Here is a 26,427-nt window from a genome sequence, read left to right on the forward strand (position 1 = left end):
GCACCGGCGTTCGGCACCGGCGTGAACGGCGAAGGGCCCGCCCCCCGCAGGCCCTTCGCGCCCTCCTCACCCACACCAGACCCGCGACGCACCGCGATGGTTGTATGACGCGCCGCGATCCGGTCACGGGAGCGGCACGGGACGGTTGCGGTCGGGCCACGGGGGAGGTGTGGACCCGGCGAGTCTGGGTAGCCGCGCGCCCATGGCTCCACCACAGAGAAGACACGCGACATCCAGCAGGAGTACGGGAGGGATCAGTCGGCGCTCACTCCTCGCCGGAGCCGCCGCGCTCGGTGCGGCCGGTGCGGCCGGGTGCAGCCGGGTCGCGGCCGAGGGCACGGTCGAGGGCGGTGACCTGCTCGACCGGCTCAGGGACAGCGGCTCCGTCAAGATCGGCATCGCGAGCGAGATCCCCTTCGGCTACATCAACGACGAGGGCGAGCCCGACGGGCAGGCCCCCGCGATCGCCAAGGTGATCTTCAGGGAGCTGGGCATCGACACCATCACGCCCGTGCCCGTGGAGTTCAGCGCGCTGATCCCCGGGCTCAAGGCGCGGCAGTTCGACGTCGTCTCGGCCGGGATGTTCATCAACCCCGACCGGTGCGCCCAGGTCCTCTTCGCCGACCCCGACTACCTGATGCTCGACTCGTTCATCGTCCCCCGTGGCAACCCCCACGGCCTCGGCACCGAGGAGGGCGTCAACCCCTACCAGCAGATAGCGGAGCAGGGCCTGCGGCTGGCCACGGGCCAGGCGTACGCGGAGATCGCCTACGCCGAGGACGCCGGGGTCACGGGGCTGCTGATCCTGCCCGACCAGGTGGCCGGGCTCGAGGCGGTGCAGCAGGGCCGCGCCGACGCGTTCGCCGGGACCAATGTCACCGTCAAGACCGCCGTCGAGGGCAACGACCGCGTCGAGGCCATCGAGGCGTTCCAGCCGACGCTCGCGGGCGAGCCCGCGTACGGCGCGGGCGGCTTCGCCTTCCGGCTCTCCGAGCGGAACTTCAGGAACGCCTTCAACGAGGAGCTGCACAAGCTCAAGGACAGCGGAGAGCTGCTGGAGATCGTCGCCCCGTACGGGTTCACCGAGACGGAGATGACGGACATGACGGCAGAGGAGCTGTGCTGATGATGACGCAGGGGATGTTCGAGAACTACTTCCTGCCCGGCGTCTGGGTCACCGTCCAGGTCACCCTCTTCAGCGCGGCGCTCGCCGCGGCGGTCGCGCTGATCGTCGGCACGCTGCGCACGTCGCGGCTGTGGATCGTCCGCTTCGTCGCGGGGGTCTACTTCGAGCTGTTCCGCGGGACGTCGGCGCTGATCCTGATGTTCTGGCTGGTGTTCGCGGTGCCGCTGATGTTCAGGTGGCAGTTCGTTCCGATGTACGCGGGCGTGCTGGCGCTGGGGCTGACGTATGGCGCCTATGGCTCCGAGGTGGTGCGCGGCGCGCTCGCCGCCGTGCCGGTGGCTCAGCGCGAGGCGGGGGTCGCACTGGGCTTCACACCGTTCCAGCGGCTGCGGAGGATCGAACTCCCGCAGGCGTGGCCCGAGATGGTCCCACCGTTCAACAATCTGCTGATCGAGCTGCTCAAGGGCACCGCGCTGGTCTCCACGATCATGGTCGCGGACATGACCTACGCCGGGAACCTGGTGCGCATCGGCAGCAACGAGAGCGCGCCCGTCTACACGCTGCTGCTGGTCATCTACTTCGTGATGGCCTTCGTCCTGACCCGGGGCATGCGCGTGGTGGAGCGCTACGCCAAGGCCGGGATCGGGCAGGCGCCGCCGCGCGGCGGCCTGTGGTCCCGGCTCGCGCTGCGCGAGAGCGCGGGTGAGGGCTCGGGGGCCCTGACGGCGGGGGGTGCGGCCCGGTGAGCTGGGACTGGGAGGTCGTCGACGACTTTATGCCGCGCTTTTGGGACGGGCTCGCCCTGACCCTCCAGGCGCTCGTGCTCGGCAGCCTGATCGCGTTCACCCTCGGCCTGGTGTGGGCCATGGCGCAGCGCTCGGACCTCAAGGCGATCCGCTGGCCGGTGACGGTGTTCACCGAGTTCGTCAGGAACACCCCGCTGCTGGTCCAGCTGTTCTTCCTGTTCTATGTGGTGCCGGAGTGGGGGCCCTCGATGTCGCCCCTCACCACCGGCATCATCGGGCTCGGCCTGCACTACTCGACGTACACCGCCGAGGTGTACCGGGCCGGGATCGGCGGCGTCCCGCAGGGGCAGTGGGAGGCGGCGACCGCCCTCAACCTGCCGCGCACCCGCACCTGGACGGCCGTGATCCTGCCGCAGGCCATCCGCAGGGTGGTGCCCGCCCTGGGGAACTACGTCATCGCGATGCTGAAGGACTCCCCGATGATCGCGGTCATCGGGGCACTGGAAATGTTCGGAGAGGCCGAGGGCTTCAGCAACGAAACGTTCACGACCGAGGCTTACACGATCGTCGGCGTCGCCTTCATCGTCATCGCCTATCCCGCCTCTCTGCTGATTCGCCTTCTGGAGCGCCGCCTTGCCCTCACCAGCTGACACCCCGCAGACCAACCCCGACCCCGAGACCAGAGAGACCACCCGGGCAGGCGGCTCGGAGCTGGTCCGCTTCGACAATGTCACCAAGCGCTTCGGCGATATGACCGTTCTCGACCGACTCGACTTCCATGTCGCCACCGGGAAGCACGTCACCCTGATCGGCCCGTCCGGGTCCGGCAAGACCACGATCCTGCGGCTGCTGATGACGCTGCTCACCCCCGACGAGGGCACCATCACCGTCGACGGCGCCTACCTCAACCACGAGGAGCGCGACGGCACGCTGGTCAAGGCGGGCGAGAAGCATGTGCGCGAGGTCCGCAAGAAGATCGGAATGGTCTTCCAGCAGTTCAACCTCTTCCCCAACATGAAGGTCCTGCGCAACGTCACCGAGGCGCCGGTCCATGTGCTCGGCCTCCCCAAGGACGAGGCGGTCGAGCGCGCCAAGGGCCTGATCGAGCTGGTCGGCCTCTCCGACCACCTCGACAAGTACCCCAGCCAGCTCTCGGGCGGCCAGCAGCAGCGCGTGGCGATCGCCCGCGCGCTGGCCATGCGCCCCCAGGTGCTCCTCCTCGACGAGGTGACATCGGCGCTCGACCCCGAGCTGGTCGCCGGGGTGCTCGACGTCCTGCGGGACATCGCCCACACGACGGACATCACCATGCTGTGCGTCACCCACGAGATGAGCTTCGCGCGCGACATCTCCGACGCCGTCCTGATGTTCGACCAGGGGCGGATCGTCGAGTCGGGGCCGCCCGACAAGATGTTCAGCGAGCCGGAGCACGAGCGCACCAGGGAGTTCCTGAGCACCGTGCTGTGAGGCGCCCACCGGCCTTCGCGGGGCCCGGTGGGCGCGGCTAGCCGAACCCACCGGGCCCCGCAAGCCCCATGTCAACGCCCCGCCGCCGACGCCGCGTTCCTGGCTAGGCTGGTCCTATCCGCTCCCGCAGGAGGATCACGTGGCCACCACGTCCGGCAGGACCGCCCCCTACCAGTCGGTGCGTCAGGCCCTGCGCGTGCTGGAGACGGTCGCCGGGCGCCCCGAGGGGCTGCGCGAGGCCGACATCGCCAGGAGAACGGGCCTGCCCCCGCTGCATCTCCCGCCGCTGCTGCGGATGTTGTGCCGCGAGGGCTATCTGCGGCGGCTGCCCGACGGCGCGTACACGGCGGGCGAGACGCTGCTGGTGCTCGGCTCGGACGCCAACCGGCGGCGGCTGCGGCACTCCAGGCTCCAGGACGCGCTCGACGCGCTGCGCGACGCGCTCGGCGCCGCCGTCTACCTGGCGCGCTACACCGAGGGGGAGCTGGAGCTGACCCACACGTCCGACGCCCCCGGCACCCCGCTGGTCAACGAGTGGGTGGACTTCAGGTCGGCCGCGCACGCCACCGCGCTCGGCAAGTGCCTGCTGTCCCAGCTCGACCACGACGGGCGGCACGACCACCTCACCCGGCACCGGGCCGCGCGGCTGACGTCGCGGACGATCACCGACCAGCAGGCGCTGCTCGGCGCGCTCGACCGGCAGCCCGCCACCATGCCGGTGCTCGACCTCCAGGAGTACGCGGTCGGCACGCTGTGCGCCGCGGTGCCGCTGACCGCGGGCTCGGCGGCGGGCGCGCTCGGGCTGTCGCTGCCGATCAGCGAGGCGCACCGGCTGCGCCGCACGGCCGAGTCCCTGGGCCGCCGCGCGGCGCCCGCGCTGCTGTCACTTGCCCTCTGAGCGGCGGGCGTTACGGCCAGAGCCCGGTGACGCGGTGCTGCATCACCCGGTAGGGCCAGTTCACCTCGGTGTTCCACTGACTGACCGACAGATGGAGGTCGTTGAGCGTCGAGCCGGGGATGATGAAGCCGCCGTAGAGCTGCGCGACATGGCTGTCGTCCTCCTGGCCCCACGCCCCGCCCCAGATGAGCGTCTGGCGGTGCGCGGTGTAGAGGTTGGAGGTCGGGGTGTCCATCACGATGGCGTCGATGCGGTAGTCGCCCGCGTTGAACCAGGTCAGGATCCACTTGCCGCCCAGAGGCCGCAGGCACAGCTCGCCGAAGGCGCCCTCCAGGATCGGCGTGGGCGGGTGGCCCCACGCCCACACCCCGTCGCGCCAGCCCCATGGCTCGTACGCGGCCAGGTCGGTGAGGCGGTCGCCGCGGACCCGGTGCAGGATGATCGGCTTGTTTCGCTGGAAGCCCGTCGAATACACGTAGACGAAGCCGTCGTTCATCCGGAACGCCGTGGTGAGCCCCGGGCCCGTCAGGTCGCGGACCTTGGTGACGCCGAGCGCGGCGGCCCGGCCCCCCTCGGCCCGCGCGCCGGTCGCGCCGCCCACGGCGAGGCCGCCCCCGAGGGCGGCACCGGCGGCGGCGCGCAGGACGCGGAACGGGACACGCGGGGCGGGCGGCGGCCCCTTGGCGGCTTGGGGGACGACATGGACTCAAGGACAACGGACGGCGCGGCGGCGGTCAACACCCGGTCGGTCAATACCCGGTCGGTCAATACCCGGTCGGCACACGCCCGTTGAACGCGTCCGGCCCCGCCGTCGCGACGGGGCCGGACGGGGTGGCCCGCTCAGTCGAGCAGCTCGGCCTCGAGCGAGATGGGCGCGCCCGCGAGGGCCTTGCTGACCGGGCAGTTCTCCTTGGCGGTCTGCGCGGCGGCGGCGAAGTCCTCCGAGGAGAGCCCCGGCACGCGCGCCTTGACGCTCAGCACGATGCCGGTGATGCCCTGGCCCGGCTGGAACGTCACGCTGGCCTGCGTCTGCACCGACTCGGGGGGCGTCCCGGCGCCCGCGAGGCCGTGCGAGAGCGCCATGGAGAAGCACGACGAGTGCGCCGCGGCGATGAGCTCCTCCGGGCTGGTCCGCCCGTTGGGGTCCTCGGCCCGCGAGGCCCAGGTGACGTCGAACTTGCCCACCCCCGAGGAGTCAAGGGAGACGTTCCCTGCGCCCTCCATGAGGGAGCCTTCCCAGTTCGTCGTCGCGATGCGTGTGGTTGCCATGTGGTCGATCCTCCTGGAGGACATGAACAGCAGGTCACGTACGGGTCGTACGGGCCGTACGCCTACACGCTATCGCTGCGCGCGGTGTGTGACCGCCGCGGACCGGCGTCGTGGATCGGGGTGCGGCCGGAGGGACTCGAACCCTCACGCGCGTGAACGCACTGGGACCTAAACCCAGCATGACTGCCAATTCCATCACGGCCGCTCGCCGTCCGAGTCTACCGGCCGGGGCCCGACCGGCCGGGCCTCAGCCGCCCACGGCCGCCGTGACGGCGTGGATCACCAGGCCCGCGAGGGAGCCGATCACCGTGCCGTTGAGGCGGATGAACTGGAGGTCGCGCCCGATGTGCAGCTCGATCTTCCGCGACGTCGTGCGGGCGTCCCACGAGGCGACCGTGTCCGTGATCAGCGACGTGATCTCCGCGCGGTATCCGGAGACGACATGCACGGCCGCGTCGGCCGCCCAGCCGTCGAGCTTGTCGCGCAGCCGCTCGTCCGACGACAGGCGCGCGCCCAGCGTGAGCACCGCCTCGGACGCGCGGCGGCGCAGCGCGCTGCGCTCGTCATCGGCCGCGGTGACGATCATCGACCGCAGCGCGCCCCACGCGGAGGCGATCAGCTCCTGCACCTCGGGGCGGCCGATGACATCGGTCTTGAGCCTCTCGACGCGGGCCCTGGTCTCCTCGTCGTCCTTGAGCTTGGCCGCGAAGTCGGTGAGGAAGCGGTCGAGCGCGGCCCGCGCCGGGTGGTCGGGGGCGTCGCGCATCTCGGTGGCGAAGCGCAGCAGCTCGCGGTGGACCCGGTCGCCGACCCTGCGGTCCACGAAGCGCGGCGTCCAGCCAGGCGCCCCGCCCTCGACCGCGGCCAGCACGGCGTCCCTGTGCTTGCCGAGCCACTCGGCGGCCTGGGCGCACATCAGGTCGACAAAGCGGCGGTGCCCGCCGTCCGCGACCGTCTTCTCCAGCAGCCTGCCGAGCGCGGGGGAGATCTCCTGCGCCCGCGCCCTGCGCGTGATCGCCTCGGCGAGCACGGCCTGCACATCGGCGTCCCGCAGCACGGTCAGCCCGCCGCGCAGGGCCGTGGCCAGCTCGGCGGTGACGCGTTCGGCGGTCTCGGGGCGCGAGAGCCACGCGCCGACGCGGGCGCCGAGGCCGACCGAGCGCAGCTTGTGGCGCACGACGTCCTCGGACAGGAAGTTCTCGCCCACGAAGTCGCCGAGCGACTGGCCGAGCTGGTCCTTCTTGGTCGGGATGATCGCCGTGTGCGGGATGGGCAGGCCGAGCGGGCGGCGGAAGAGCGCCGTGACCGCGAACCAGTCCGCGAGCGCGCCCACCATGCCCGCCTCGGCCGCCGCCGCCACATACCCGGCCCAGGCGCCCGCGCCCGCGTGCTCGGCCCATGTGGCCAGCGCGTACACCACCGCCACGAACACCAGCAGCCCGGTCGCCAGCGCCTTCATCCGGGTCAGGCCGCGGAGCTTGTCCGCGTCCGCCTCGGTGAGCAGGCCCGGCCCGGCCGTCCGCGCCGTCCGCGTCGCTTCTGCCATGGGTCCATTGTCCCGGTTCCCGCAGCGGTCACCGGCTGAGCCGGGCGGGTGAGCCCCGTTGATCCGATCGTGGGATCATGAGTGGGTGGGAGTGGTGAGCCACCAACGGGCGTTCGCCCTGCTGGCAGGCGTGCTGGCCGTGCTGCTCGGAGTGGCGGTCGGGATCGGGACGGGGCGGGAGGCGCGGCGCGAGCCGGTGCCCCCGCCGCCCACGCACGCGCCCGCGCACGAGGCCAGCGAGGCCAGCCCGGCCGACGACGACCCGGCGCGGCCCCTCTGGGTGGGCACGTGGTCGGCGGCGCCGAGCGGCCCCGAGCCCGGCACGCGCGACGGCCTCCCCGGCCGCTCGCTGCGGAACGCCGTCCGCACCTCCATCGGCGGCGAGCAGACGCGCGTGGAGCTGTCGAACCGCTATGGCACCGCGCCCGTCACCTTCACGGACGCCACGGTCGCGCTCTCGGCGCGCGGCGGCCCCGACGCGCGCCCCGAAACGCTTCGAGCGCTGACGTTCGACGGGCGCGACTCGGTCACCGTGCCACCGGGCGGCTCGGCCGTCAGCGACCCCGCGCCCCTCGCGGTGCCGCCCGCGGCCGACCTGCTGGTGTCGTTCCACACGCCCGATCCATCGGGCCCCGTGACCCACCACCGGCTCGCGCAGCAGACCAGCTGGGCCGCGGCCGGGAACCACGCGGCCTCGGCCTCGGGGGCGGCATTCACCGAGCCGTTCGACTCCTGGCGCTATGTGACCGCCGTGCACGTGCTCACCGACGCGGCCGATGGCGCCGTGGCCGTGCTGGGCGACTCGCTCACCGACGGCGCGCTCTCCACACCCGGCGAGAACCGCCGCTGGACCGACGCCCTGGCCACCCGCCTGCGCGACGAGCCGGGCGCGCCCGCCCTCGGCGTCCTCAACCTCGGGATCAGCGGGAACCGCCTGCTGCGCGACGCCCTGCCCGACCGCTCGTTCAACGGCACGGCCGGGCTGCGCAGGCTCCCCGACGACGCCCTGACCGCGCCGGGCGCCGGGACGCTGGTGATCCAGCTGGGGATCAACGACATCCTGTTCGAGCCGCGCGACGGCCCCGACGCCGTGATCGCCGGTCTGCGTGCCGCGGCCGAGCGAGGGCGCGCGGCGGGCCTGCGGGTGGTGGGCGCCACGCTCGGCCCGTTCGGCGGCCACGCGGCGGACGACCCGGGGCGCGAGCGGGTCCGCCAGCGGGTGAACGCCGCGATCAGGGGCGGCGGCGTGTTCGACGCGGTCATCGACTTCGACCGCGCGCTGCGCGACCCCGCGGCGCCCGCCCGCCTGCTGCCGCGCTACGACTCGGGCGACGGCCTGCACCCCAACGACGCCGGGTACGCCGCCATGGCCGAGGCCGTCGACCCGCGCGCGCTGCTGCCCGCGCCGGGGGACGGGATCGGCCCCTCCAACGGGTGAGCCGCCGCGCCCATCCGGGGGACTGGCGCGCGGCCCGGGGTGTGCGGGCGGCGGGGGCCTCGTTACGCACGGTGCGACAGTGTCCACGACCGCGGACAGATGGGACGGCACCGCACCGTGAGCGACGAAAGCGACCTTCCCCGCGGCGGCGGCCGATGGCCCGGGTGGCCATCCCGAGGCGTCCGCCGCCCCCGACGCCCGCGCCGCCGCCGCACCGGCTGGCGTCGCGCGATCCCGACGTGGCGCATGGTGAGCGGCGCGTTCCTGGCGTTCTCCGTGGTGGTGCTCGGCGCGCTGGTGGCGGGCTATGTGCTGGTGGAGATCCCGGAGCCCAAGTCGGCCGCGGCGGCCCAAGGCAACGTCTACCTGTACGCCGACGGCTCCCAGCTGGCCCGCGTCGGCGAGGTGGACCGCGAGAAGATCGCCCTCGACCGGGTCCCGGTGAAGGTGCGCCACGCGGTGCTCGCGGCCGAGGACCGCGACTTCTACCACGACCCGGCCGTGGACGTCACCGCGATGGTCCGCGCGGGCTGGAACATGCTGCGCGGCGGCGGACGGCAGTCGGGATCGACCATCACGCAGCAGTATGTGAAGAACTATTACCTCGATCAGCGACAGACCGTAACCCGCAAGGTCAAGGAGCTATTCATCTCGGTCAAGCTCGGTCGCGAGGTGAGCAAGGACGACATCCTCGAGGGCTATCTCAACACCAGCTACTTCGGCCGCAACGCCTATGGCATCCAGTCCGCCGCCCAGGCGTACTACGGCAAGGACGCCGCCGACCTGTCGCTGGCCGAGGGCGCCTACCTGGCCGCGCTGCTCAACGCCCCCGCCGCCTACGACGTCCGCAGCAACCCCCAGAACGCCGAACGGGCCGTCGCCCGCTGGGAGTACGTGCTCGACGGCATGGTGTCCGAGGGGTGGCTGAGCGAGGAGCGGCGGAAGGGGATGACCTTCCCCGAGCCCGACCCGGTGACGCCGGGCGAGGGCCTGGCGGGCGAGCGCGGCTATCTGGTCGAGGCGGTCAACGCGTACCTGCTCGAAAGCGGCATCGCCACCGAGGACGCCCTGGCCGACGGGGGCTTCCGCATCACCACGACGATCGAGCCCGACCGGCAGCGGATGCTGCGGGACGCGGTGGACCGGCGGCTGATGGACCGGCTCGACGAGGGCCGCGAGGTGGACGCGTGGGTGCGCGCGGGCGCGAGCTCGGTCGAGACGGAGAGCGGCCGCGTGGTCGCGATGTACGGCGGCCGCGACTACACCGAGCAGTATGTGAACAACGCCACGCGCCGCGACTACCAGGCCGCCTCCACGTTCAAGCCGATCGTCTACGCCGCGGCCCTCGAGCACCGCGCCGAGACGCGCGACGGCGAACGGATCGGCCCCGGCACGCGCTACGAGGGCGACAGCGGCCGCGAGGTGGTCGACCGCGACGGCGAGGGCAGCGGCTGGGCGCCGGAGAACGAGGGCGACGAGGACTACGGAACGCTCACGGTGACCGAGGCGATGGACAAGTCGGTCAACGCGGTGTTCGCGCAGATGGGCGCGGACGTGGGCCCCGACCGGGTGCGGGAGACGGCGCTCGCCCTCGGCGTTCCCGAGGACACCCCGGGGCTCGACGGGGCGCGGGGCTCGATCTCGCTCGGCACCGCGACGCCGAGCACGCTCGACCTGGCGGAGGCGTACGCGACGCTGGCCCGGCACGGGGTGCACAGGCCCGCGCGGCTGGTGGACGAGATCAGCAGGGACGGCGAGCACGTGCCGCTGCCCGACGAGGAGACACGCGAGCGGCGGGTGATCTCGCGGGCGGCGGCCGATGGCACGACGGCCGTGCTGCGGGGCGTTGTCGAGCAGGGCACGGGCACGGCGGCGCGCTCGGCCGGGCGCCCTGCCGCGGGCAAGACGGGCACGGCGGAGCGGGACAGGGCGGCGTGGTTCGCCGGGTACACGCCCGAACTGGCCACGGTGGTCGCGCTGTTCGGGCAGGACCCGGTGAGCGGCGAGCAGCGGGAGCTGTACGGGGCCGCGGGGCTCGAGCGCGTGAGCGGCGGCGGCTTCCCCGCGGAGATCTGGGGGCAGTACACGGGCGACGCGCTCGAGGGGGAGCCAGAGCGGGACTTCGACCTAGAGGGCGGTGGCTCGGTACCCAGGATCTCGCCCGAAGGGCCTTCGGAGGACGGCGACGAGGGGCGAGCGCGCGAACGGGGCGAGGACGCCAACGAGGAGGACGAGAGCGAGGAGGGCGACGAGGGCGAGGAGTCGGGGCGGGATCCGGACGCCGACGAGAGCCCCGGGGCCTCGCGGGAGCCCGGCTCCTCGCCAGGCCCCGCGCCCGAGACCTCGCCCGCGCCGTCGGCGCCCGCCGACGAGCCGGGCGGGCCCGAGCGGCCGGGCGGCGGCCCTGGGCCCTCGGGGCCTCCGCCGGGCGAGCCGAGGAGCCTGCCGTGGCCCGGGGTCCCCGAAGGCAGCTGAGCCAGGGGCCGCCGCGGGGATCGCTACAGGTAGAGGCCCGTGGAGTCGTCGGTGCCCTGAAGGCGTTCGGCGGCCACGGCGTGCAGGTCACGCTCCCGCATGAGGAGGTAGGAGACGCCGCGGACCTCGACCTCGGCGCGGTCCTCCGGGTCGTAGAGCACCCGGTCGCCCGTCTCGACGGTGCGGACGTTCTGCCCGATGGCGACCACCTCGGCCCAGTCAAGTCGGCGGCCCACCTGAGCCGTTGCCGGGATGACGATGCCGCCGGACGAGCGGCGCTCGCCCTCGGCGGTGTCGGCCCTGACCAGCACCCGGTCGTGCAGCATCCGGATGGGCAGCTTGTCGTGGGTGGGGTGCGAACTCACATGATGACCGTATCTCAGGTTGAAGCGAACGGAACCTCGGGACCTCGGCCTCGGGGCCCAGGGGACCGGGGGACCGGGGGACCTGGGGACCGGGTGGACTCAACGGCGCCTGCGGCGCGTTGACAGCACGAGCAGCCCGACCACGCCCACCGTCAGCAGCGCCGCGGGGACCAGGCGTTCGAGGCGCGGGGCGCCCTCGGCGGAGACGATCTGGGCGCGCACGCCGGTGACCGCGCGGTTCACGGCGACGAACGCGCGCCCCGCGGTGTGGTCGAGGGTGGCGGCGACGCGGGCCTTGGCGTCCTCGGCGATCGTCGTGGGGTGCACGCGGGCGCCGATCTCCTCCAGTGTGGCCCTGAGCTCCTCGCGCCGCCTGGCGATCCGCGCCTGGATCTCCGCGGGTGTCTCGGCTGCTTCCGGCACGCTCCGGCCTCCCTCGTCGTCGTTACGGCACAGTGTGTCAGCTCACTGGGCGGGCCGCCTGTCGGATCCCCCCTTTAGGCTGGGTGGCGCACCGCGATCAACGACCGGGATCAACGATGAGGAGCCGCCATGAGCGTCCGCTTGCAGCCGGGTGACCCGGCGCCCGCCTTCACCCTGACCGACGCCGACGGCAAGGCGGTCTCGCTGGCGGACCACGCCGGGCGCAAGGTCATCGTGTACTTCTACCCCGCGGCCATGACCCCCGGGTGCACCAAGCAGGCGTGCGACTTCACGGACAACCTCGACGCGCTGGCCAGTGCCGGGTACGAGGTGATCGGCGTCTCCCCCGACTCCCCGGAGAAGCTGGCGAAGTTCCGCACCAAGGAGGACCTCCGGGTCACCCTGGCAAGCGACCCGGACAAGAAGGTGCTTGAGGCGTACGGTGCCTTCGGCGAGAAGACGATGTACGGGAAGAAGGTCACGGGAGTGATCCGTTCCACGTTCATCGTGGACGAGGAGGGGAAGGTGGCGCAGGCGATGTACAACGTGCGGGCCACCGGGCACGTCGCGAAGCTGATCAGGGATCTGGATCTGGGGTAGAAGGGGCGGAGACGACGTGGCAGAGCGCAAGCCGATCGAGTCGTGGCTGACCGACATGGACGGGGTCCTCATCCACGAGGGCGTCCCCGTCCCGGGCGCCGACCGCTTCCTGGCGAGGCTGCGGGAGTCGGGCAAGCCGTTCCTCGTCCTGACGAACAACTCCATCTACACCCGACGCGACCTCCAGGCCAGGCTGGCGCGGATGGGCCTCGACGTGCCCCTGGAGAGCATCTGGACCTCGGCGCTCGCCACGGCGCAGTTCCTCGACATCCAGCGCCCTGGCGGCTCGGCGTATGTCATCGGCGAGGCGGGGCTGACGACGGCGCTGCACGACGTGGGCTATGTGCTCAGCGACGTCACACCCGACTATGTGGTCCTCGGCGAGACCAGGACGTACAGCTTCGAGGCGCTGACCAAGGCGATCAGGCTGATCAACGCGGGCGCGCGGTTCATCGCGACCAACCCCGACCACACCGGCCCTTCCACCGAGGGCGCGCTGCCCGCGACGGGCTCGGTCGCGGCGTTGATCACCAAGGCGACGGGCCGCGACCCGTACTTCGTGGGCAAGCCCAACCCCCTGATGATGCGCACCGGGCTCAACCTGATCGGTGGCCACTCCGAGACCAGCGCGATGGTCGGCGACCGGATGGACACGGATGTGCTCGCGGGTCTCGAGGCAGGGATGGAGACGTTCCTCGTGCTGACGGGCCTGACGGCGGCCGAGGACATCGACCGCTTCCCGTTCCGGCCCTCGGCCGTGGTGAGCTCGATCGCGGATCTGATCGACAAGGTCTGAGGGGGGCCGCCGGGGGCCGGGCGGGGGGTCGCGCGCCCCGTTCGGGCCAGCGGCGAGGCGTAGCGGATGCGGGGGGCGGGCACGCGGGAGACCTTCGACGGGTAACGACCCGGGAGGTGCCCCATGAAGCGTTCGCCGCTGGCCCGTTGGTGCGCGGTCGCCGCGCTGGTCGTCATCGCGGGGGCTGGCCAGGCCGCCGCCCTGGACGCGCCGTCGCCGTCGGGGGAGCCGCTGGGCGCGGGGGCGCCGGGAGTGCGCGTCACCCCGGCCTCCGCACGCCCGGGCGACGACGTGGAGCTGCGCGTCACCGGCTGCCTCGGCGGCTCGGGCGCGGCGCTCTCGACGGCGTTCGTCGCCGAGGCGCGGCTGGCGCCCGGGCCCGTGCCGGGGGCAGGCGGTGAGCTGTTCGGCGAGGCGCGCGTCGACTCGGGGGCGCGGCCTGGCAAGCATCCGATCGACGTGGACTGCGAGACCCGCGAGGGAAAGGTCACCGGCACGCTCACCGTCTCCGAGCACAGGGGCGGCGAGGGCGGCAAGCCCGAGCCCGCGCACCCCACGGGCCCGGTGCGGGCCGGGGGCGGCGGCGCGGCGAGCGGCCCGGACGAAGGGCACGGGGACGGCTGGTCGGGCGGTGACCTGACCACGGCCGGGCTGACGCTGCTCTCGGGCGCGCTCGCCGGTGGCGCCCTGCTCGCGGTGCGGCGGCTGCACGGCCGGTCGAAGTGCTGACGGCGGGCGAGCCCCGCTCATCGCGCCGCGGCCGCCTGGTCGCGCTGCTCGTCTGGACGCTGCTGCTGCTCGCCCTGTGGCTGTGGGGCCGTGAGCTGACCGAGAGCGGCCTGGCGCGCCCGGTGTTCGGGGACGCGCCCGCGGCCGCCGCTGGCGCGGTGCCGCTCGGCGGTGCCCCCGCGCCCACGGCGGTGGAGATCGCCGACATCGGCCTGCGTGCGGACATCGTGCCGCGCGGGCTCGACGAGGAGGGGGGCGTGGCGGCGCCGCCGTTCTCCTCGCCCGAGCTGGTCGGCTGGTGGGAGGGCGGCCCGACGCCGGGCGCCGAGGGCGCGGCGGTGCTGGTGGGGCACGTGGACACCGAACGCGAGCCCGCGGTCTTCCACGCGCTCGAAAGCGTCGAGCCGGGGGCGGTGGTCCGGGTGGCGAGGGCGGATGGGAGCGTGGCCGAATTCACCGTGGGCGCCGTGGAGTTGGTGGAACGCGACGCGTTCGACGCGGAGCGGGTGTACGGCCCACGCCGCACCGGGGCGGCGGAGCTGCGGCTGATCACGTGCGGCGGGACGTTCGACCGGGAGAGCAGCGGCTACTCCGCGAATGTCGTCGTCTCCGCGTATCTCACGGGGCGGGCGTGAGCAGCTCGCCCACGAGGGGCGCGAGGGCGCGGAAGGCGAGGCCGCGGTGGCTGATGGCGTTCTTCTCCTCGGGCGTCAGCTCGGCGCATGTGCGGGTGTCGCCCTCGGGCTGGAGGATCGGGTCGTACCCGAACCCCCCGCTGCCCGCGGGCACATGCCGCAGCGTGCCGCGCAGCCACCCCTCGGTGACGCGCTCGGTCCCGTCGGGCAGCGCGAGCGCGGCGGCGCACGCGAAGTGCGCGCCGCGGTGCGCGTCGGGGACGTCGGCGAGCTGGGCGATGAGCAGCCTGAGGTTGGCGGCGTCGTCGCCGTGGGCCCCGGCCCAGCGCGCGGAGAAGATCCCTGGCGCCCCGCCGAGCACGTCGACGCACAGCCCCGAGTCGTCGGCCACGGCGGGCAGCCCGGTGGCGCGCGCGAGGGCGTGCGCCTTGAGGAGCGCGTTCTCGGCGAAGGTGACTCCGGTCTCCTTGACGTCCCCGACCTCGGGGAACTCCCCCGCCCCCACCAGCTCGGCAGCCACCCCGGCCTCCCGGAGGATGACCCGCAGTTCGGAGATCTTGTGCGCATTGCGCGTGGCGAGAACGAGACGCATCGCACCATTATCGACCCCCGCGCGAATTGCCCTGCGGGCGGCTTGCGCGCTGGGGCTCAGCCCGGTGAAGCGGCGGCGCGCCAGTGCCGCGGCGCGCGGCGGCGCGCGGCAACGCGCACGACGCGGCGGGCCCGCGCGGCGCCGCCACTCCTCCGCGAGCGGGACCAACGATGCGACCGCACAGCGCGGAGCCAGCCACGCGCTGGACGACGCGATCGCCGAGGGCGTGCGGCACCCGCCCTGGGCAACCGCGCGGCCAGCGGCCGCCCGCGACGGGGCCGCTCCCCACGCGGAACACACCCCGCAGGGCGAACGGGGCGGGTGGGCGGGGAAGTTCCCCGCCGCACCGACCACCAACCCGCACCCTCACGCGACACCCCCACGCGGAGCGCACCCCGCACCCCCGCGCGGAGCGCACTCCGTCACCACCCGCACATCCCAAGGGCCGAGCGCCAGCTCGCTCTCCGCGGGGAGCGGCGTTCCCTTCAGGGCGTCGCGGCAGGGGACCGGGAGGCGGAACGTGCTCGGCAGCCACGACCAGTTGTGCAGGAAGCGCACCCGCGCGCCGTTCGGGGCCGTCGCCGACGTGACCGTCTGGGATTCGGCCGCCGGGCGCCAGCCGTCCTCCTGGCGCGGGGGCGCGCACCACGCCAGGACCGCCGCGGCCAGCGCCTCGTCGGGGACCGTGCCCACATAGGTCACCCGGCCCGCCCCGTGCTCCCGCGTGGTCACCGCGGGCCAGCGGCAGAAGTGCGGGTGCTCGTAGAGCGCGAGGATGTCGCCGTCGGCGACCGTCAGCCCGTCCACCCAGCGCGTGCCGCGCGCGCCCGCGGGCAGCCGCAGCGGCGAGGCGTCGGGGGCGAGCACGGGCAGCGGCTCGGACAGCGTCGAGAACTCGTCGTACCACACCCCCGCCGCCTCGGTCAGGAACGCGGGCTTGGTCTCCTGGCGCGCCCGCACCTCCTCGTCGCCGTAGCCGGTGCGGATGCCGAGCAGCAGGTGGCCGCCCGCAGCGGCGTACCGTTCGAGCCAGCGCAGCTCGTCGTCCGCGGCGACCAGCAGCCCCGCCGCGACCAGCAGCGGCCGTTCGGCCGCGAACTCCGCGGGGTCGCGCCCGAAGAGCTGCGACGGGTGCACGATCCGCGTCTGGAGCCCCGCGTCGAACGCGCCACGGTAGAACGCGTCGAACACCGCGTGGTAGGCGCGCCGGTCGGGGCCGCCGTCGGGCCCGTGCAGCATCGGCGCGTGCTCAAGGGCCCACTTGGTGTCGGCCGAGTAGAGCATCGTCACGTCGGCGTCCGGCTCGAGACCGGCGACCAGCTCGCCCGCCTTCTCGAACTCGGCGCCCAGCGCGGCCAGTTCGCGGTAGACCCGGCCAGGGGCCCCGCTGTGCGGCAGGATGCCGCCCCAGTAGGTCTCGGTGCCGTAGTGCAGCGTGTGCCAGTGCCAGTACTCGATCATGCGGGCGCCGCGCGACACCAGGGCCCAGGCGGCCTGCCGCCACTGCCCGTCGTACGCGGGCTCGTTGATCCACGCGGGCCCGATGGCCTGCGCGTCGGTCTCGGTGACCAGGAAGGGCTCCTGCCGCGACGCGAACATGCGGTCGGCCGCCGCGTAGAGCGCCCATGTGCCGGTGGAGGCCCAACTGTCGCTGACCGGCTGCGTGTTGGGCAGCGCCAGGCCGTCCTGCATGCGGTAGTACGGATTGCCCGCGGTCACGTCGAGGCGCGCGGTGAGGTGGTCGTCGCGCACCGTGGGGCGCGAGTAGGCGATGCACGTGGTGACGAACTGGTCATCGCGCGCGTACTCGCGCACCACGTCCGCCTGCCAGCCGATGAAGTCGCTGGTCAGCCCGGCCTGGAAGCGGCGCCACGCCAGGTCGTACTGCGGCTGCCCGTTGGCGTCGGGCGTCCACAGGTCGGCCCACGTGGACAGGCGGTGCGACCAGTAGGTCAGCCCCCAGCGCTCGTTGATCTCGTCGACCGAGCCGTAGGTGCGGCGCAGGTGGTCGACGAAGCGCTGGAAGACGGCGCGGTTGTGGAAGATCTCGATGCCGGGCTCGTTGTCGACCTGGTACCCGATGACGGCCGGGTGGTCGGCGTAGTGGGCGACGATCCGGCGGATGACGCGCTCGGCGTGGAAGAGGAACGCCGGGTGCGTGAAGTCCATCTCCTGCCTGATGCCCCAGCCCATGGGCTGGCCGGTGCGGCGCTCGGCGTTGATCTCGGGGTGCAGGCGGGCGAGCCACGGGGGGACGGCGTAGGTGGGGGTGCCCAGGATCACGGAGATGCCGCGCTCGTGGGCGCCGTCGAGCACGGGGCGCAGCCAGTCGAGCGCGAAGACGCCGTTCTCGGGCTCCCAGGTGGACCACACGGACTCGCCGACGCGGATGACGCTGAAACGCGCCTCCCGCATCAGGTCGAGGTCCTTCTCGAGTCTCGGGCTCGGCTGGTACTCGTGGTAGTAGGCCGCGCCGAACAGGACTCGGCCGGGCAGCGTGGGCATGCTTCTCCCTTGCGTTGACGGGGCGTTGCGGAGGCGTCAGCCCTTGACCGCGCCGGTGGAGAGCCCTTCGAGCAGTTGCTTGCGCAGCAGCAGGAAGACCAGGATCGTGGGCACGGAGGCGAGGACGGCGCCGGGGAGTACGAGGTCGAAGGAGCGGTTCTCGGCCTTGAAGAGGATGTTGAGGCCCAGCGGAATGGTGTAGCGGTCGGTCTCTGATATGAGGACGAGCGGCCAGAGGAAGCTGTTGTAGCTGTGCAGGAACTGCCACACGGCGAGCGCGCCGAGCGGCGGCCGCAGCAGCGGGAGGACGACGCGCAGAAAGATGCCGAATTCGGTGGCGCCGTCGATTCTCGCGGCCTCGAGGATCTCGTCGGGAATCGACTGGATGATGTACTGCTGCATCATGAAGATGCCGAAGGCGGGCGCCACCCACGGCACGATGAGCGCGAACCACGGATTGGACAGGCCCGACTTCACGACCAGCACGAAGAGCGGCACGAGAATGACCGCGAACGGCACGGAGAGCGAGCTGAACATCACCGAGAAGAGGATCCGCTTTCCCGTGAAGCGGTACTTGGCGAACGCGAATCCCGCGAGCGCGCACACGAACACCGCGATGACGGTGGCGAGCAGCGCGGTGACGACGCTGATGGCGAACCAGTTCCAAAAGGGCTCGCCGTTGAGCAGGTTCCGGAAGTTCTCGAACGTCGCCGGGCTCGGGATGAGGTTGGGCGGGTACTCGAAGATGTCGGCGCGCGGCTTGAACGAGGCGCTGAGCGCCCACACCATCGGCGCGATGAACGCCAGCAGCAGCACGGTGAGCGTCGCGTAGAGCGCGATCCGCCCCGGCACGCCACCGCGGCGCGGCGGCCGGTCGGGCGTGGTGTCCTTCGGGGGCCGCCGCTCGACCCTTGCGGGGGTGGGGGGCGCCGCGGTCAAGAGGTCCTCCCGATGGAGAGCAGCCGGTTCAGGATCTGGCTGACCCCGAAGACGATGACGAACAGCACGAGCCCCGCGGCGGCGGCGTACCCGAACTGCTGGCGGTCGAACGCCGCGCGGTAGACGAACATCGCGACGGACAGCGTCTCCTCGCCGGGCCCGCCGCCGGTGATCAGGAAGGGCTCGTCGAACAGCTGGGCCGCGCCGATGAACGACGTGACCACGACGAACGCCGTCACCGGGCGGATGCCGGGCAGCGTGACGGCCGTGAAGGTGCGGAAGACGCCCGCGCCGTCCAGCTCGGCGGCCTCGTAGCGCTCCTTGGGCACGGCCTGGAGCGCGGCGAGGAAGAAGATCGTGAGATAGCCGACCCAGCGCCACAGCAGCACAAAGCCCACGGACAGCTTGGCCAGCGTGGGATCGCCGAGCCAGTCGGTGTTCCCCGCCCCGAACAGCGCCCGCAGCAGGGCGTTGACCAGGCCGTTGTTGCGGTCGAGCAGCAGGCTGTAGACGAGGGCGATGACGATGGGCGAGAGCACCATGGGGATGAAGAACGTGACCCGGAAGAGGTCGCGGGCGCGCAGCCCCTTGGTGTTGAGGGCCTGGGCGATGAGCAGCGCCGCGGGAACGACGACGAGGACGCTGATCAGCACGTAGATCAGGGAGTTGCCCAGCGCCTTGTGAAAGCTGGTGTCGCGGGCGAGGTTGGCGAAGTTGTCGAATCCGATGAACTCGGGGGTGCCGAGGCCGACCCACTCGGTCATCGAGAGATAGATTCCGGCCCCGATCGGAATGATCATAAACAGGCCGTACAGGACGTAGAACGGCGCGATAAAGAGGTACGGAGCGAGCTGCCGCTGCTTCCCTCCGGCGCCCCGGCCGCCGTCGGGCCTTGTGCCGAGCCCTGCGTCGGGCCTTCCCTCGGGTGGAGCCTGGAGTGCGGTCATCGTGACGGCTCCTTACGAACGCGACGCGCGGGTCTGGCCGTGGAAGTCCTCGGTGGCGCCGCTCAGCGCCTCGCGGGGGCTGAGGTCGCCGCGGTAGGCGCGCAGCAGATAGCCGCTGAGGACGGTGTCGAGGATCGGCTTGTCCGCGCTGAGGTACACGGCGGGCGCCTCGTCGATGACGTCGCGGTACACCTCGAACATGCGCTGGCCGCCGCAGAACTCGTCCTCGACGGCGAGCAGTTCCTCGTTCTCGTACAGCGAGCGCCTGGTGGGCAGGTAGCCCAGGTCCAGATAGCGGCGCACCTGCTCCTCCGGGGTGAGGTAGGCGGCCCTGATCAGGTCGACGCCGGCGAGGGTGTTCTCCTTGCCGCGCAGCGCGGCGAAGCCGGTGCCCCCGGTGAACGACGCGCGCGAGCCGCCGCCGTCGAAGGCGGGCAGCGTCCTGATGCGCCACTGGCCCGCCTGGTCGGGCGCGTTGGGCATCAGGCCGTAGACCTTGTACCAGGTCGCGGCGTACTGGCCGATGAGCTGGCCCGAGGTGAACGCCGCGGCCGTGCCGGGCCCGAACGGGTCGGGGATGGTGGCCAGATAGCCCTCCTGGACGCCCCTGACCAGGAACGCCAGCACGTCCTCCGCCTCGGGCGTCTCGATCGAGAGGGTGCCGTCCTCCTGGAAGAGCCGCCCGCCGCGCTGCATCAGCAGCTGGTCGAAGCTCTGGACGACCTGGCCGAGATCGCTGCCCACGCAGGCCGCGCCGATGCACACGTCGTGCTGGCGGCGCACGCGCAGCGCGGCCTTGGCCAGCTCGTCCCAGCTGCCCGCGTCGGTGGGCAGCCCGAGGCGTTCGAACTCGGTCTCGCGGTAGTAGTAGACGACCAGCGGGGCGTCGGAGTCGAGCGCGTACAGGTGGCCGTCCTGGCTGAACGGCGCGGTGCGCACGGTGAGCAGGTCATGCTCGGCGTCGGTCACATACGACTCGAGCGGCTCCAGGATCTCGGCGGCCAGGTCGCCGCGGAGCAGCCGCGGGAACGCGCCGATCTCCAGGCCGACGACGTCGGGGGTGCCGCGGCCCGCGATGGTCTGGGCGATGGTCTTGGTGACGATGTCGGCGGCGCCGGTGCGGGTGGCGTCGAGCTCCCAGGTGAAGGGGCCGCCGCCCGCGGCCGCCGCGGTGTCGGCCGCGGCCTGGAAGAAGTCGACATACGCCTGGTCGTGGGTCCAGAACGCCAGCCTGATCCGTCCCGAGGTGACCGGCTCGGCGTCGGCGCGCCCGGCGCAGCCGCTGAGCGCGCCGCCGAGGGCGGCCGCGGCGCCGAGGCCGCCGCCGAGGCGCAGCAGGCGGCGCCGGGAGAGGGCGGCGCCCGGTGTCGGGGGGTACGGGGGTATCGGGGGGCGGGAGGGGGGTGGTGGGGTCATGGTCGTCCCTCGCTTGCCTTTCGGGGGAGCGGGGCGGGGTGCTCGGCGGCGGGGCGGTGCTCGCGCGGGCGACGAGCTCGGTCGGGGCGCGCGTCGGGGGCGGGCGTTCCCTCGCCTGTGATGGCGGGGATCAGCCGCCCGATGGCCCGCCTGGCCGTCTCGGCGAAGTCCTGGCGGATGGTGGAGAGGGGCACGGAAAGATAGGCGGCCTCCGGGATGTCGTCGAAGCCGACGACGCTGATGTCGTCCGGCACGCGCCGCCCCGACCGCTCGATGGCGTGGATGGCGCCCACGGCCATCTGGTCGTTGGCCGCGAAGAGCGCGGTGAACGCGAACGGGCCGGTGCGGCCGAGGAGTTCGCGGGTGGCGTGGTAGCCGGACTCGGGGCTCCAGTCGCCGTGCGCGGGCGGGGGCCCGCCCGCGCCCGCGGCGCGCAGGGCGGAGCGCCAGCCGCGCGGCCGGTGGCCGGAGGAGGCCCGGGCGAGGGGGCCCGCGATGTGGTGAACGGTGCGGTGGCCCAGGCCGAGCAGGTGCTCGGTGGCCTGGGCCGCGCCCCCGATGTCGTCGTTGCCGACGGTGATCCGGCGCCGTTGACCGTTGCGGCGGGCAGCCCCCTCCTCGTCGGGGCAGCGCAGCACGAGGACGGCAGCGGGGCGGGGACGAGGGCCGCGGGGTCGACAGGGCCCAAGGGCGCGCACACGGCGATGGCGTCGACGCCCTGGCTGACCAGGTGCCCGACGGCGCGCGCCACCTCGCCGCCGTCCTGCTCGTCGGCGTGCACGACGCTGACGAAGTACCCGGCGGCGCGCGCCGCGTGCTCCAGGTCGCGCAGCACCGAGGCGGGGCCGAAGGAGGACGTGCGCGCGGTGACGATGCCGATGCGCCGCGAGCAGCGGGTGACCAGGGCGCGCGCCGACTCGTTGGGGAGAAACCCGAGGCGTTCGATCTCGCGCAGCACGCGCTGCCTGACGGCGGGGCTGACGTGCGGTTCGCCGTTGACGACGCGGGAGACGGTCTTCTGCGAGACCCCCACGCTCCTGGCGACGTCCGCCATCGAGACCCGACCCGTCACTACCAGCTCCCTTGCCAGCACGGCCGGCTGACTGCGCAGTCAGCCGGAGTGCGCACACGCTAAGGAGCCGCTTCCGCGGGAGTCAAGGGGTGTGTTCGGGATTGTGTGACACGTCCGGGATATCGGACGACGGGGCGAGGTGGGCGTCGGCGCCCTGGCCCTATGAGGCGTTCACCCCTCGCCGAGCGCCTCGCCCTGGGCCGCGGCCAGCCGCCCACAGCCCGCGACGGCGAGGTCGAGCAGCGCGTCGAGCTCCGCCCGGTCGAACGGCTGCCCCTCCGCCGTGCCCTGCACCTCGACGAAACGCCCGTCGCCCGTGCACACGACGTTCATGTCGGTCTCGGCGCGCACATCCTCCTCGTAGGCGAGGTCGAGCAGCGGAACGCCCGCCACGATCCCGACGCTCACCGCGGAGACCGTTCCGGTCAGCGGCTGGGCCTTGGCCCTGATCAGCTTGTGCCGCTGCCCCCACGCGACGGCGTCGGCCAGCGCGACGAACGCGCCGGTGATCGCGGCCGTCCTGGTGCCGCCGTCGGCCTGGAGGACGTCGCAGTCCAGCACGATCGTGTTCTCGCCCAGCGCCTTGAAGTCGATCACCGCGCGCAGCGACCGGCCGATGAGCCGGGAGATCTCATGCGTGCGGCCGCCGATCTTGCCGCGGACGGACTCGCGGTCGCCACGGGTGTTGGTCGCCCGGGGCAGCATCGCGTACTCGCTGGTCACCCAGCCCTCGCCGCCGCCGCGCCGCCAGCGTGGCACGCCCTCGGTGACGCTGGCCGTGCACAGCACCCGGGTGTCGCCGAAGGACACCAGGACCGAGCCCTCCGCGTGCTTGCTCCAGCCGCGTTCGATGGAGACGGGACGGAGCTGGTCGGCCGCGCGGCCGTCGATGCGTGACATGGGGGCGAGCCTAACCCGTTCGCCCCACGCGCCCGCCCCTGCTCCCGCGCTCGGCGGCCGCGCACCGCTCGCCGGTCAGATGTCGTACACCGCGCCGGGGCGGGCGAGTTCGACGGGGCCGCCGAAGACGGCCTTGGCGTCGCACAGGTTGACCTGGGCGTCCGTCCACGGCGGGATGTGCGTCAGCACCAGCCGCTCGACCGACGCGTCGCGCGCGCACTCCCCGGCCTGCCGCCCGTTGATGTGCACATCGGCGATGTCCTCCTTGCCGTGCGTGAACGACGCCTCGCACAGGAAGAGGTCCGCGTCCTTGGCCAGCACGGTCAACGCGTCGCACCTGCCGGTGTCCCCCGAGTAGCTGAGCGTGCGCCCCGCGTGCTCCACCCTGAAGCCGAACGTCTCGACCGGGTGCGTCATCCGCAGCGCGGTCAGCCGCAGCGGGCCCACCTCGTAGGTCGCGCCCGACGTCAGCGTGCGGAAGTCGAAGACCTCGCGCATCGAGTCGTCGGACGGGGTGTCGTGGTAGGCCGTGATCAGCCGCTGCTCGGTCCCCGAGGGCCCGTAGACCGGGATCGGCTCGCAGCGCCCGCCCTCGAAGCGGTAGTAACGGGCCACGAAATAGCCGCACATGTCGATGCAGTGGTCCGCGTGCAGGTGGCTGATGGCGATCGCGTCGACGTCGTACAGGCCGCAGTACTTCTGTAGCTCGCCCAGGGCGCCATTGCCCAGGTCCAGGAGCAGTCGGTAGCCCTCGGCCTCGATGAGGTAGCTGGAACAGGCCGAGTCCGCGGACGGGAAAGACCCCGAGCAGCCGACGACGGTGAGCTTCATGGAACGGGGAACCTCCGTAGTGGGGTTCGAACGACTGTAAGTCGCGATGGCCCGCCATGCTCCTTGTGCGACCCGGGGTGTGGGCGGAATCACCAGGGCGGGGGACGGCCGCGCACGGGCCGCTCACCTGCCCCGCTCGCCCCCGCGCGATGACGTTCGATCATGGTCGGTCACATTCGACTGCGCGACCGAATACGGATCGCAAGCAGCAGTCCCACGGCGATCCAGGTCGCAAACATCGCGGACCCGCCATAGGAGAGGAACGGCAGCGGAAGCCCCGTGACCGGCATGATCCCCAGCGCCATCCCCATGTTCTGGAACGACTGGAACGCGATCCACGCCACGATCCCCGCCGCCACGAGCGTCCCGTACAGGTCGGGCGCGTGCGCGGCGATTCGGCAGCCGCGCCACAGCACGATCCCGATCAGCACGATCACGGAACCGGCGCCCACGAAACCCAGCTCCTCCCCCACCACGGTGTAGATGAAGTCGGTGTGCTGCTCGGGCACGAACTGACCGGCCGTCTGGCTGCCGTGGAAGAGCCCCTGGCCCGTCAGCCCGCCCGAACCGATCGCGATCCGCGCCTGATTGGTGTTGTAGCCCACCCCCGAGGGGTCGAGCGCGGGATTGGCGAACGCCGCGAACCGGTTGATCTGGTACTCGTCGAGCAGCCCCAGCTGCCACACGGCCAGCGCCCCCACCACGCCCAGGCCGAGCAGGCCGAGGATCCAGCGCCGCCCGGTGCCCGAGACCAGCAGCACGCCAAGCGCGATCGCGGCGATCACCATCGTCTGCCCCACATCGGGCGTGAGCATGATCAGCACGGCGGGGATCGCGACCAGCAGGAGCGACTGGAGCACCGAGCGGGTGTCGGGGCCGTCACGGCCCTCGCTCTCCATGGGCGCGGAGAGCAGCGTCGCAAGTCCAAGGATCACCCCGACCTTGACCAGCTCGGACGGCTGGAACGCGAAGCCGCCCGGCAGCTGGATCCAGCTGCGTGAGCCGTTGATCGAGGAGCCGAGCGGGGTGAGCACCGCGAGCGAGAGCACGACGGAGATCGCGTACAGGACGGGCACGGCGGTGCGCAGCCTGGTGTGGCCGAGCCACACCATGAGGGCGGCGAGGCCGAGGCCGATCGAGATGTTGAGGACGTGGCGAACCAGGAAGAAGCCGGGCTCGCCGTTGTTGAGATCGGTCCGCGCCTTGGTCGCCGAGTACACCAGCAGGGTGCCGAGGACGGAGAGGGTCGCCGCCGCCCCGAGCAGCGCCCAGTCGAGACGCCGCGCCAGGGAGTCCCTGGCGGTCATCCTGGCCCAGACGGTCTGCTCGGCGGCCGGACGGGCGCGGGAGTAGCTGGGAACGATCACGCCAAGGACTCTACGTGCCGGGCACGCCACACACCGTGAGCGCGGATCGAACGTCGCGGTGCGGGCGTTGCGGCGCGGGCGCGGGCGTTACGCCCAGAGCTGGCCGTGCAGCCTGGCCACGGCCTCCTCGGTGCTGTCCGCGGTGTAGATGCCGGTGGACAGGTACTTCCAGCCGCCGTCCGCGACGACGAAGACGATGTCCGCGTCCTCGCCCGCCCTGAGCGCCTTGCGGCCCACGCCGATCGCGGCGTGCAGCGCGGCGCCCGTGGAGACCCCGGCGAAGATGCCCTCCTGGGCGAGGAGTTCGCGGGTGCGGGCGACCGCGTCGGCCGAGCCGACGGAGAAGCGCGACGTCAGCACGGACTCGTCGTACAGCTCGGGGACGAAGCCCTCGTCCAGGTTGCGCAGGCCGTAGACCAGGTCGTCGTAGCGCGGCTCAGCGGCGACGACCTGGATGCCGGGGCGGTGCTCGCGGAGGTAACGCCCCACGCCCATCAGCGTGCCCGTGGTGCCGAGGCCCGCGACGAAGTGGGTGATCGACGGCAGGTCGGCCAGGATCTCGGGGCCCGTGGTGGCGTAGTGGGCGCCCGCGTTGTGGGGGTTGCCGTACTGGTAGAGCATCACCCAGTCGGGGTGCTCGGCGGCCAGCTCCTTGGCCACGCGGACCGCCGTGTTGGAACCCCCGGCCGCAGGCGACGAGATGATCTCCGCGCCCCACATGGCCAGCAGCTCGCGCCGCTCCGACGAGGTGTTCTCCGGCATGACGCACACGATGCGGTAGCCCTTGAGGCGGGCGGCCATCGCCAGGGAGATCCCGGTGTTCCCCGAGGTGGGCTCCAGGATCGTGCGGCCGGGCGCGAGGCGGCCTTCCTTCTCCGCCTGCTCGATCATGAACAGCGCGGGACGGTCCTTGACCGAACCCGTGGGATTCCGGTCCTCCAGCTTGGCCCAGACGCGCACCGACTCGGCGGGCGACAGCCGGGGCAGCCGCACCAGCGGCGTGTTGCCGACCGCCGCGAGCGGTGAGTCGAACCGCATCAGAGCGCGCCCCCGGCGACCGCGGGCAGGATGGTGACGCTGTCGCCGTCGGCGAGCTTGGTCGCGATGCCCTCGAGGAAGCGGACATCCTCGTCGTTGAGGTAGACGTTGACGAAGCGCCGCAGCTCATCGCCGTCCACCAGCCGGTCCTTGATGCCCGGATACTGGGCGTCCAGGTCCCCGAACAGCTCGGCGATCGTCTCGCCGCCGCCCTGCACGGCCTTCTCGCCACCGGTGTAGCTGCGGAGGATGGTCGGGATGCGGACCTCGATGGCCATCAAAGCTCCAGGGATCGTGTCTGCCGAGT

27 protein-coding genes, 1 tRNA gene and 1 pseudogene are annotated in these 26,427 nt (G+C 72.6%); 11 read left to right on the forward strand and 18 right to left on the reverse strand.

From position 1 onward, the window contains the following. Nucleotides 1-202 precede the first annotated feature (202 nt). The 5 genes from ehuB (at nt 203) to DEH69_RS05770 (ending at nt 4,237) form a co-directional block, all read left to right on the forward strand. Nucleotides 203-1,126: an ectoine/hydroxyectoine ABC transporter substrate-binding protein EhuB gene (gene ehuB, locus DEH69_RS05750; RefSeq protein WP_113685782.1), complete on the forward strand. Its 924-nt coding sequence runs from the start codon at nt 203-205 to the stop codon at nt 1,124-1,126. A gap of 2 nt (nt 1,127-1,128) precedes the next feature. Then, nucleotides 1,129-1,872 carry an ectoine/hydroxyectoine ABC transporter permease subunit EhuC gene (ehuC, locus tag DEH69_RS05755; protein ID WP_181727289.1) on the forward strand — a complete coding sequence of 248 codons (744 nt, stop codon included), beginning with the start codon at nt 1,129-1,131 and terminating at the stop codon, nt 1,870-1,872. Next, the gene (gene ehuD, locus DEH69_RS05760; protein ID WP_113685783.1) at nt 1,869-2,522 is read left to right on the forward strand and encodes an ectoine/hydroxyectoine ABC transporter permease subunit EhuD; all 654 of its coding nucleotides are present in this window, start codon (nt 1,869-1,871) and stop codon (nt 2,520-2,522) included. The genes ehuC and ehuD overlap by 4 nt, the downstream gene beginning before the upstream one ends. Before the next feature lie 61 nt (nt 2,523-2,583). Then, nucleotides 2,584-3,339 (forward strand): ectoine/hydroxyectoine ABC transporter ATP-binding protein EhuA, encoded by a 756-nt coding sequence (ehuA, locus tag DEH69_RS05765; RefSeq protein ID WP_258534475.1) that lies wholly within the window; start codon nt 2,584-2,586, stop codon nt 3,337-3,339. A 139-nt stretch (nt 3,340-3,478) separates the two neighbouring features. Then, nucleotides 3,479-4,237, forward strand: a complete 759-nt coding sequence (locus DEH69_RS05770) for an IclR family transcriptional regulator (RefSeq protein WP_113685785.1) — start codon at nt 3,479-3,481, stop codon at nt 4,235-4,237. 10 nt (nt 4,238-4,247) lie between these two features. Here the strand turns inward: DEH69_RS05770 and DEH69_RS05775 are convergent, their stop codons facing one another. The 4 genes from DEH69_RS05775 to DEH69_RS05790 all read right to left on the reverse strand — a co-directional run bounded on the left by DEH69_RS05775 (nt 4,248) and on the right by DEH69_RS05790 (nt 7,052). Then, complete coding sequence (locus DEH69_RS05775) at nt 4,248-4,838, reverse strand: DUF4185 domain-containing protein (protein WP_258534465.1); 591 nt, start codon at nt 4,836-4,838, stop codon at nt 4,248-4,250. A 239-nt stretch (nt 4,839-5,077) separates the two neighbouring features. After that, nucleotides 5,078-5,506: an OsmC family protein gene (locus DEH69_RS05780; RefSeq protein ID WP_113685787.1), complete on the reverse strand. Its 429-nt coding sequence runs from the start codon at nt 5,504-5,506 to the stop codon at nt 5,078-5,080. A 121-nt stretch (nt 5,507-5,627) separates the two neighbouring features. Then, nucleotides 5,628-5,711, reverse strand: a tRNA-Leu gene (locus DEH69_RS05785). A 42-nt stretch (nt 5,712-5,753) separates the two neighbouring features. Then, the gene (locus DEH69_RS05790) at nt 5,754-7,052 is read right to left on the reverse strand and encodes a DUF445 domain-containing protein (RefSeq protein WP_113685788.1); all 1,299 of its coding nucleotides are present in this window, start codon (nt 7,050-7,052) and stop codon (nt 5,754-5,756) included. 85 nt (nt 7,053-7,137) lie between these two features. On the opposite strand from DEH69_RS05790, the gene DEH69_RS05795 reads away from it, so the two are divergent. Together DEH69_RS05795 and DEH69_RS05800 are read left to right on the forward strand one after the other, a co-directional pair. After that, a complete protein-coding gene (locus DEH69_RS05795) occupies nt 7,138-8,490 on the forward strand; it encodes a GDSL-type esterase/lipase family protein (protein WP_309302761.1) in 1,353 nt (450 codons plus the stop codon). Between the two features lie 246 nt (nt 8,491-8,736). Beyond that, nucleotides 8,737-10,965 carry a transglycosylase domain-containing protein gene (locus DEH69_RS05800; protein ID WP_309302762.1) on the forward strand — a complete coding sequence of 743 codons (2,229 nt, stop codon included), beginning with the start codon at nt 8,737-8,739 and terminating at the stop codon, nt 10,963-10,965. Between the two features lie 23 nt (nt 10,966-10,988). Here DEH69_RS05800 and DEH69_RS05805 read toward each other — a convergent pair whose 3' ends face one another. Both DEH69_RS05805 and DEH69_RS05810 read right to left on the reverse strand, forming a co-directional pair. Next, nucleotides 10,989-11,291: a co-chaperone GroES gene (locus DEH69_RS05805; RefSeq protein ID WP_113685875.1), complete on the reverse strand. Its 303-nt coding sequence runs from the start codon at nt 11,289-11,291 to the stop codon at nt 10,989-10,991. Nucleotides 11,292-11,429: 138 nt separating this feature from the next. Continuing rightward, nucleotides 11,430-11,753 (reverse strand): DUF3618 domain-containing protein, encoded by a 324-nt coding sequence (locus DEH69_RS05810; protein ID WP_113685790.1) that lies wholly within the window; start codon nt 11,751-11,753, stop codon nt 11,430-11,432. Nucleotides 11,754-11,882: 129 nt separating this feature from the next. Here DEH69_RS05810 and bcp point away from each other — a divergent pair, with 129 nt between their 5' ends. The 4 genes from bcp (at nt 11,883) to DEH69_RS05830 (ending at nt 14,513) form a co-directional block, all read left to right on the forward strand. Further along, nucleotides 11,883-12,353, forward strand: a complete 471-nt coding sequence (gene bcp / locus DEH69_RS05815; RefSeq protein ID WP_113685791.1) for a thioredoxin-dependent thiol peroxidase — start codon at nt 11,883-11,885, stop codon at nt 12,351-12,353. A gap of 16 nt (nt 12,354-12,369) precedes the next feature. Continuing rightward, complete coding sequence (locus DEH69_RS05820; protein ID WP_113685792.1) at nt 12,370-13,149, forward strand: HAD-IIA family hydrolase; 780 nt, start codon at nt 12,370-12,372, stop codon at nt 13,147-13,149. A 123-nt stretch (nt 13,150-13,272) separates the two neighbouring features. Continuing rightward, nucleotides 13,273-13,878, forward strand: coding sequence for a hypothetical protein (locus DEH69_RS05825; protein WP_113685793.1), 606 nt, complete (start codon nt 13,273-13,275; stop codon nt 13,876-13,878). Beyond that, a complete protein-coding gene (locus DEH69_RS05830; RefSeq protein WP_113685794.1) occupies nt 13,872-14,513 on the forward strand; it encodes a class F sortase in 642 nt (213 codons plus the stop codon). The genes DEH69_RS05825 and DEH69_RS05830 overlap by 7 nt, the downstream gene beginning before the upstream one ends. On the opposite strand, the gene rdgB is transcribed toward DEH69_RS05830, so the two are convergent. The 12 genes and pseudogenes from rdgB to DEH69_RS05885 all read right to left on the reverse strand — a co-directional run bounded on the left by rdgB (nt 14,497) and on the right by DEH69_RS05885 (nt 26,398). Next, on the reverse strand, nt 14,497-15,105 hold the full coding sequence (gene rdgB, locus DEH69_RS05835; RefSeq protein WP_113685795.1) for an RdgB/HAM1 family non-canonical purine NTP pyrophosphatase: 609 nt from the start codon (nt 15,103-15,105) through the stop codon (nt 14,497-14,499). The genes DEH69_RS05830 and rdgB overlap by 17 nt on opposite strands. Before the next feature lie 366 nt (nt 15,106-15,471). Further along, the gene (locus DEH69_RS05840) at nt 15,472-17,610 is read right to left on the reverse strand and encodes a beta-galactosidase (protein ID WP_113685796.1); all 2,139 of its coding nucleotides are present in this window, start codon (nt 17,608-17,610) and stop codon (nt 15,472-15,474) included. A gap of 36 nt (nt 17,611-17,646) precedes the next feature. Further along, nucleotides 17,647-18,549, reverse strand: coding sequence for a carbohydrate ABC transporter permease (locus DEH69_RS05845; protein ID WP_113685797.1), 903 nt, complete (start codon nt 18,547-18,549; stop codon nt 17,647-17,649). Next, the gene (locus DEH69_RS05850) at nt 18,546-19,496 is read right to left on the reverse strand and encodes a carbohydrate ABC transporter permease (RefSeq protein WP_113685798.1); all 951 of its coding nucleotides are present in this window, start codon (nt 19,494-19,496) and stop codon (nt 18,546-18,548) included. Before DEH69_RS05850 ends, DEH69_RS05845 begins: the two co-directional genes overlap by 4 nt. Before the next feature lie 12 nt (nt 19,497-19,508). Continuing rightward, entirely contained in the window at nt 19,509-20,912 is a 1,404-nt protein-coding gene (locus DEH69_RS05855; RefSeq protein ID WP_181727282.1) for an extracellular solute-binding protein, read from the reverse strand. Next, a complete protein-coding gene (locus DEH69_RS31310; protein WP_181727283.1) occupies nt 20,909-21,550 on the reverse strand; it encodes a substrate-binding domain-containing protein in 642 nt (213 codons plus the stop codon). The genes DEH69_RS05855 and DEH69_RS31310 overlap by 4 nt, the downstream gene beginning before the upstream one ends. Nucleotides 21,551-21,891: 341 nt before the next feature. Further along, nucleotides 21,892-21,966, reverse strand: a pseudogene (locus DEH69_RS33585) (LacI family DNA-binding transcriptional regulator); the annotation flags it as partial. A 189-nt stretch (nt 21,967-22,155) separates the two neighbouring features. Then, nucleotides 22,156-22,884 carry a ribonuclease PH gene (gene rph / locus DEH69_RS05865; RefSeq protein ID WP_113685800.1) on the reverse strand — a complete coding sequence of 243 codons (729 nt, stop codon included), beginning with the start codon at nt 22,882-22,884 and terminating at the stop codon, nt 22,156-22,158. A 75-nt stretch (nt 22,885-22,959) separates the two neighbouring features. Then, a complete protein-coding gene (locus DEH69_RS05870) occupies nt 22,960-23,715 on the reverse strand; it encodes an MBL fold metallo-hydrolase (RefSeq protein WP_113685801.1) in 756 nt (251 codons plus the stop codon). A 170-nt stretch (nt 23,716-23,885) separates the two neighbouring features. Further along, complete coding sequence (gene rodA, locus DEH69_RS05875) at nt 23,886-25,022, reverse strand: rod shape-determining protein RodA (RefSeq protein WP_113685877.1); 1,137 nt, start codon at nt 25,020-25,022, stop codon at nt 23,886-23,888. 147 nt (nt 25,023-25,169) lie between these two features. After that, nucleotides 25,170-26,120, reverse strand: coding sequence for a PLP-dependent cysteine synthase family protein (locus DEH69_RS05880; RefSeq protein WP_113685802.1), 951 nt, complete (start codon nt 26,118-26,120; stop codon nt 25,170-25,172). Beyond that, the gene (locus DEH69_RS05885) at nt 26,120-26,398 is read right to left on the reverse strand and encodes a MoaD/ThiS family protein (RefSeq protein WP_113685803.1); all 279 of its coding nucleotides are present in this window, start codon (nt 26,396-26,398) and stop codon (nt 26,120-26,122) included. The genes DEH69_RS05880 and DEH69_RS05885 overlap by 1 nt, the downstream gene beginning before the upstream one ends. Nucleotides 26,399-26,427: the final 29 nt, after the last annotated feature.

The organism is Streptomyces sp. PT12 (assembly GCF_003311645.1).
In the GTDB taxonomy this organism is placed as follows: Bacteria; Actinomycetota; Actinomycetes; order Streptomycetales; family Streptomycetaceae; genus Streptomyces.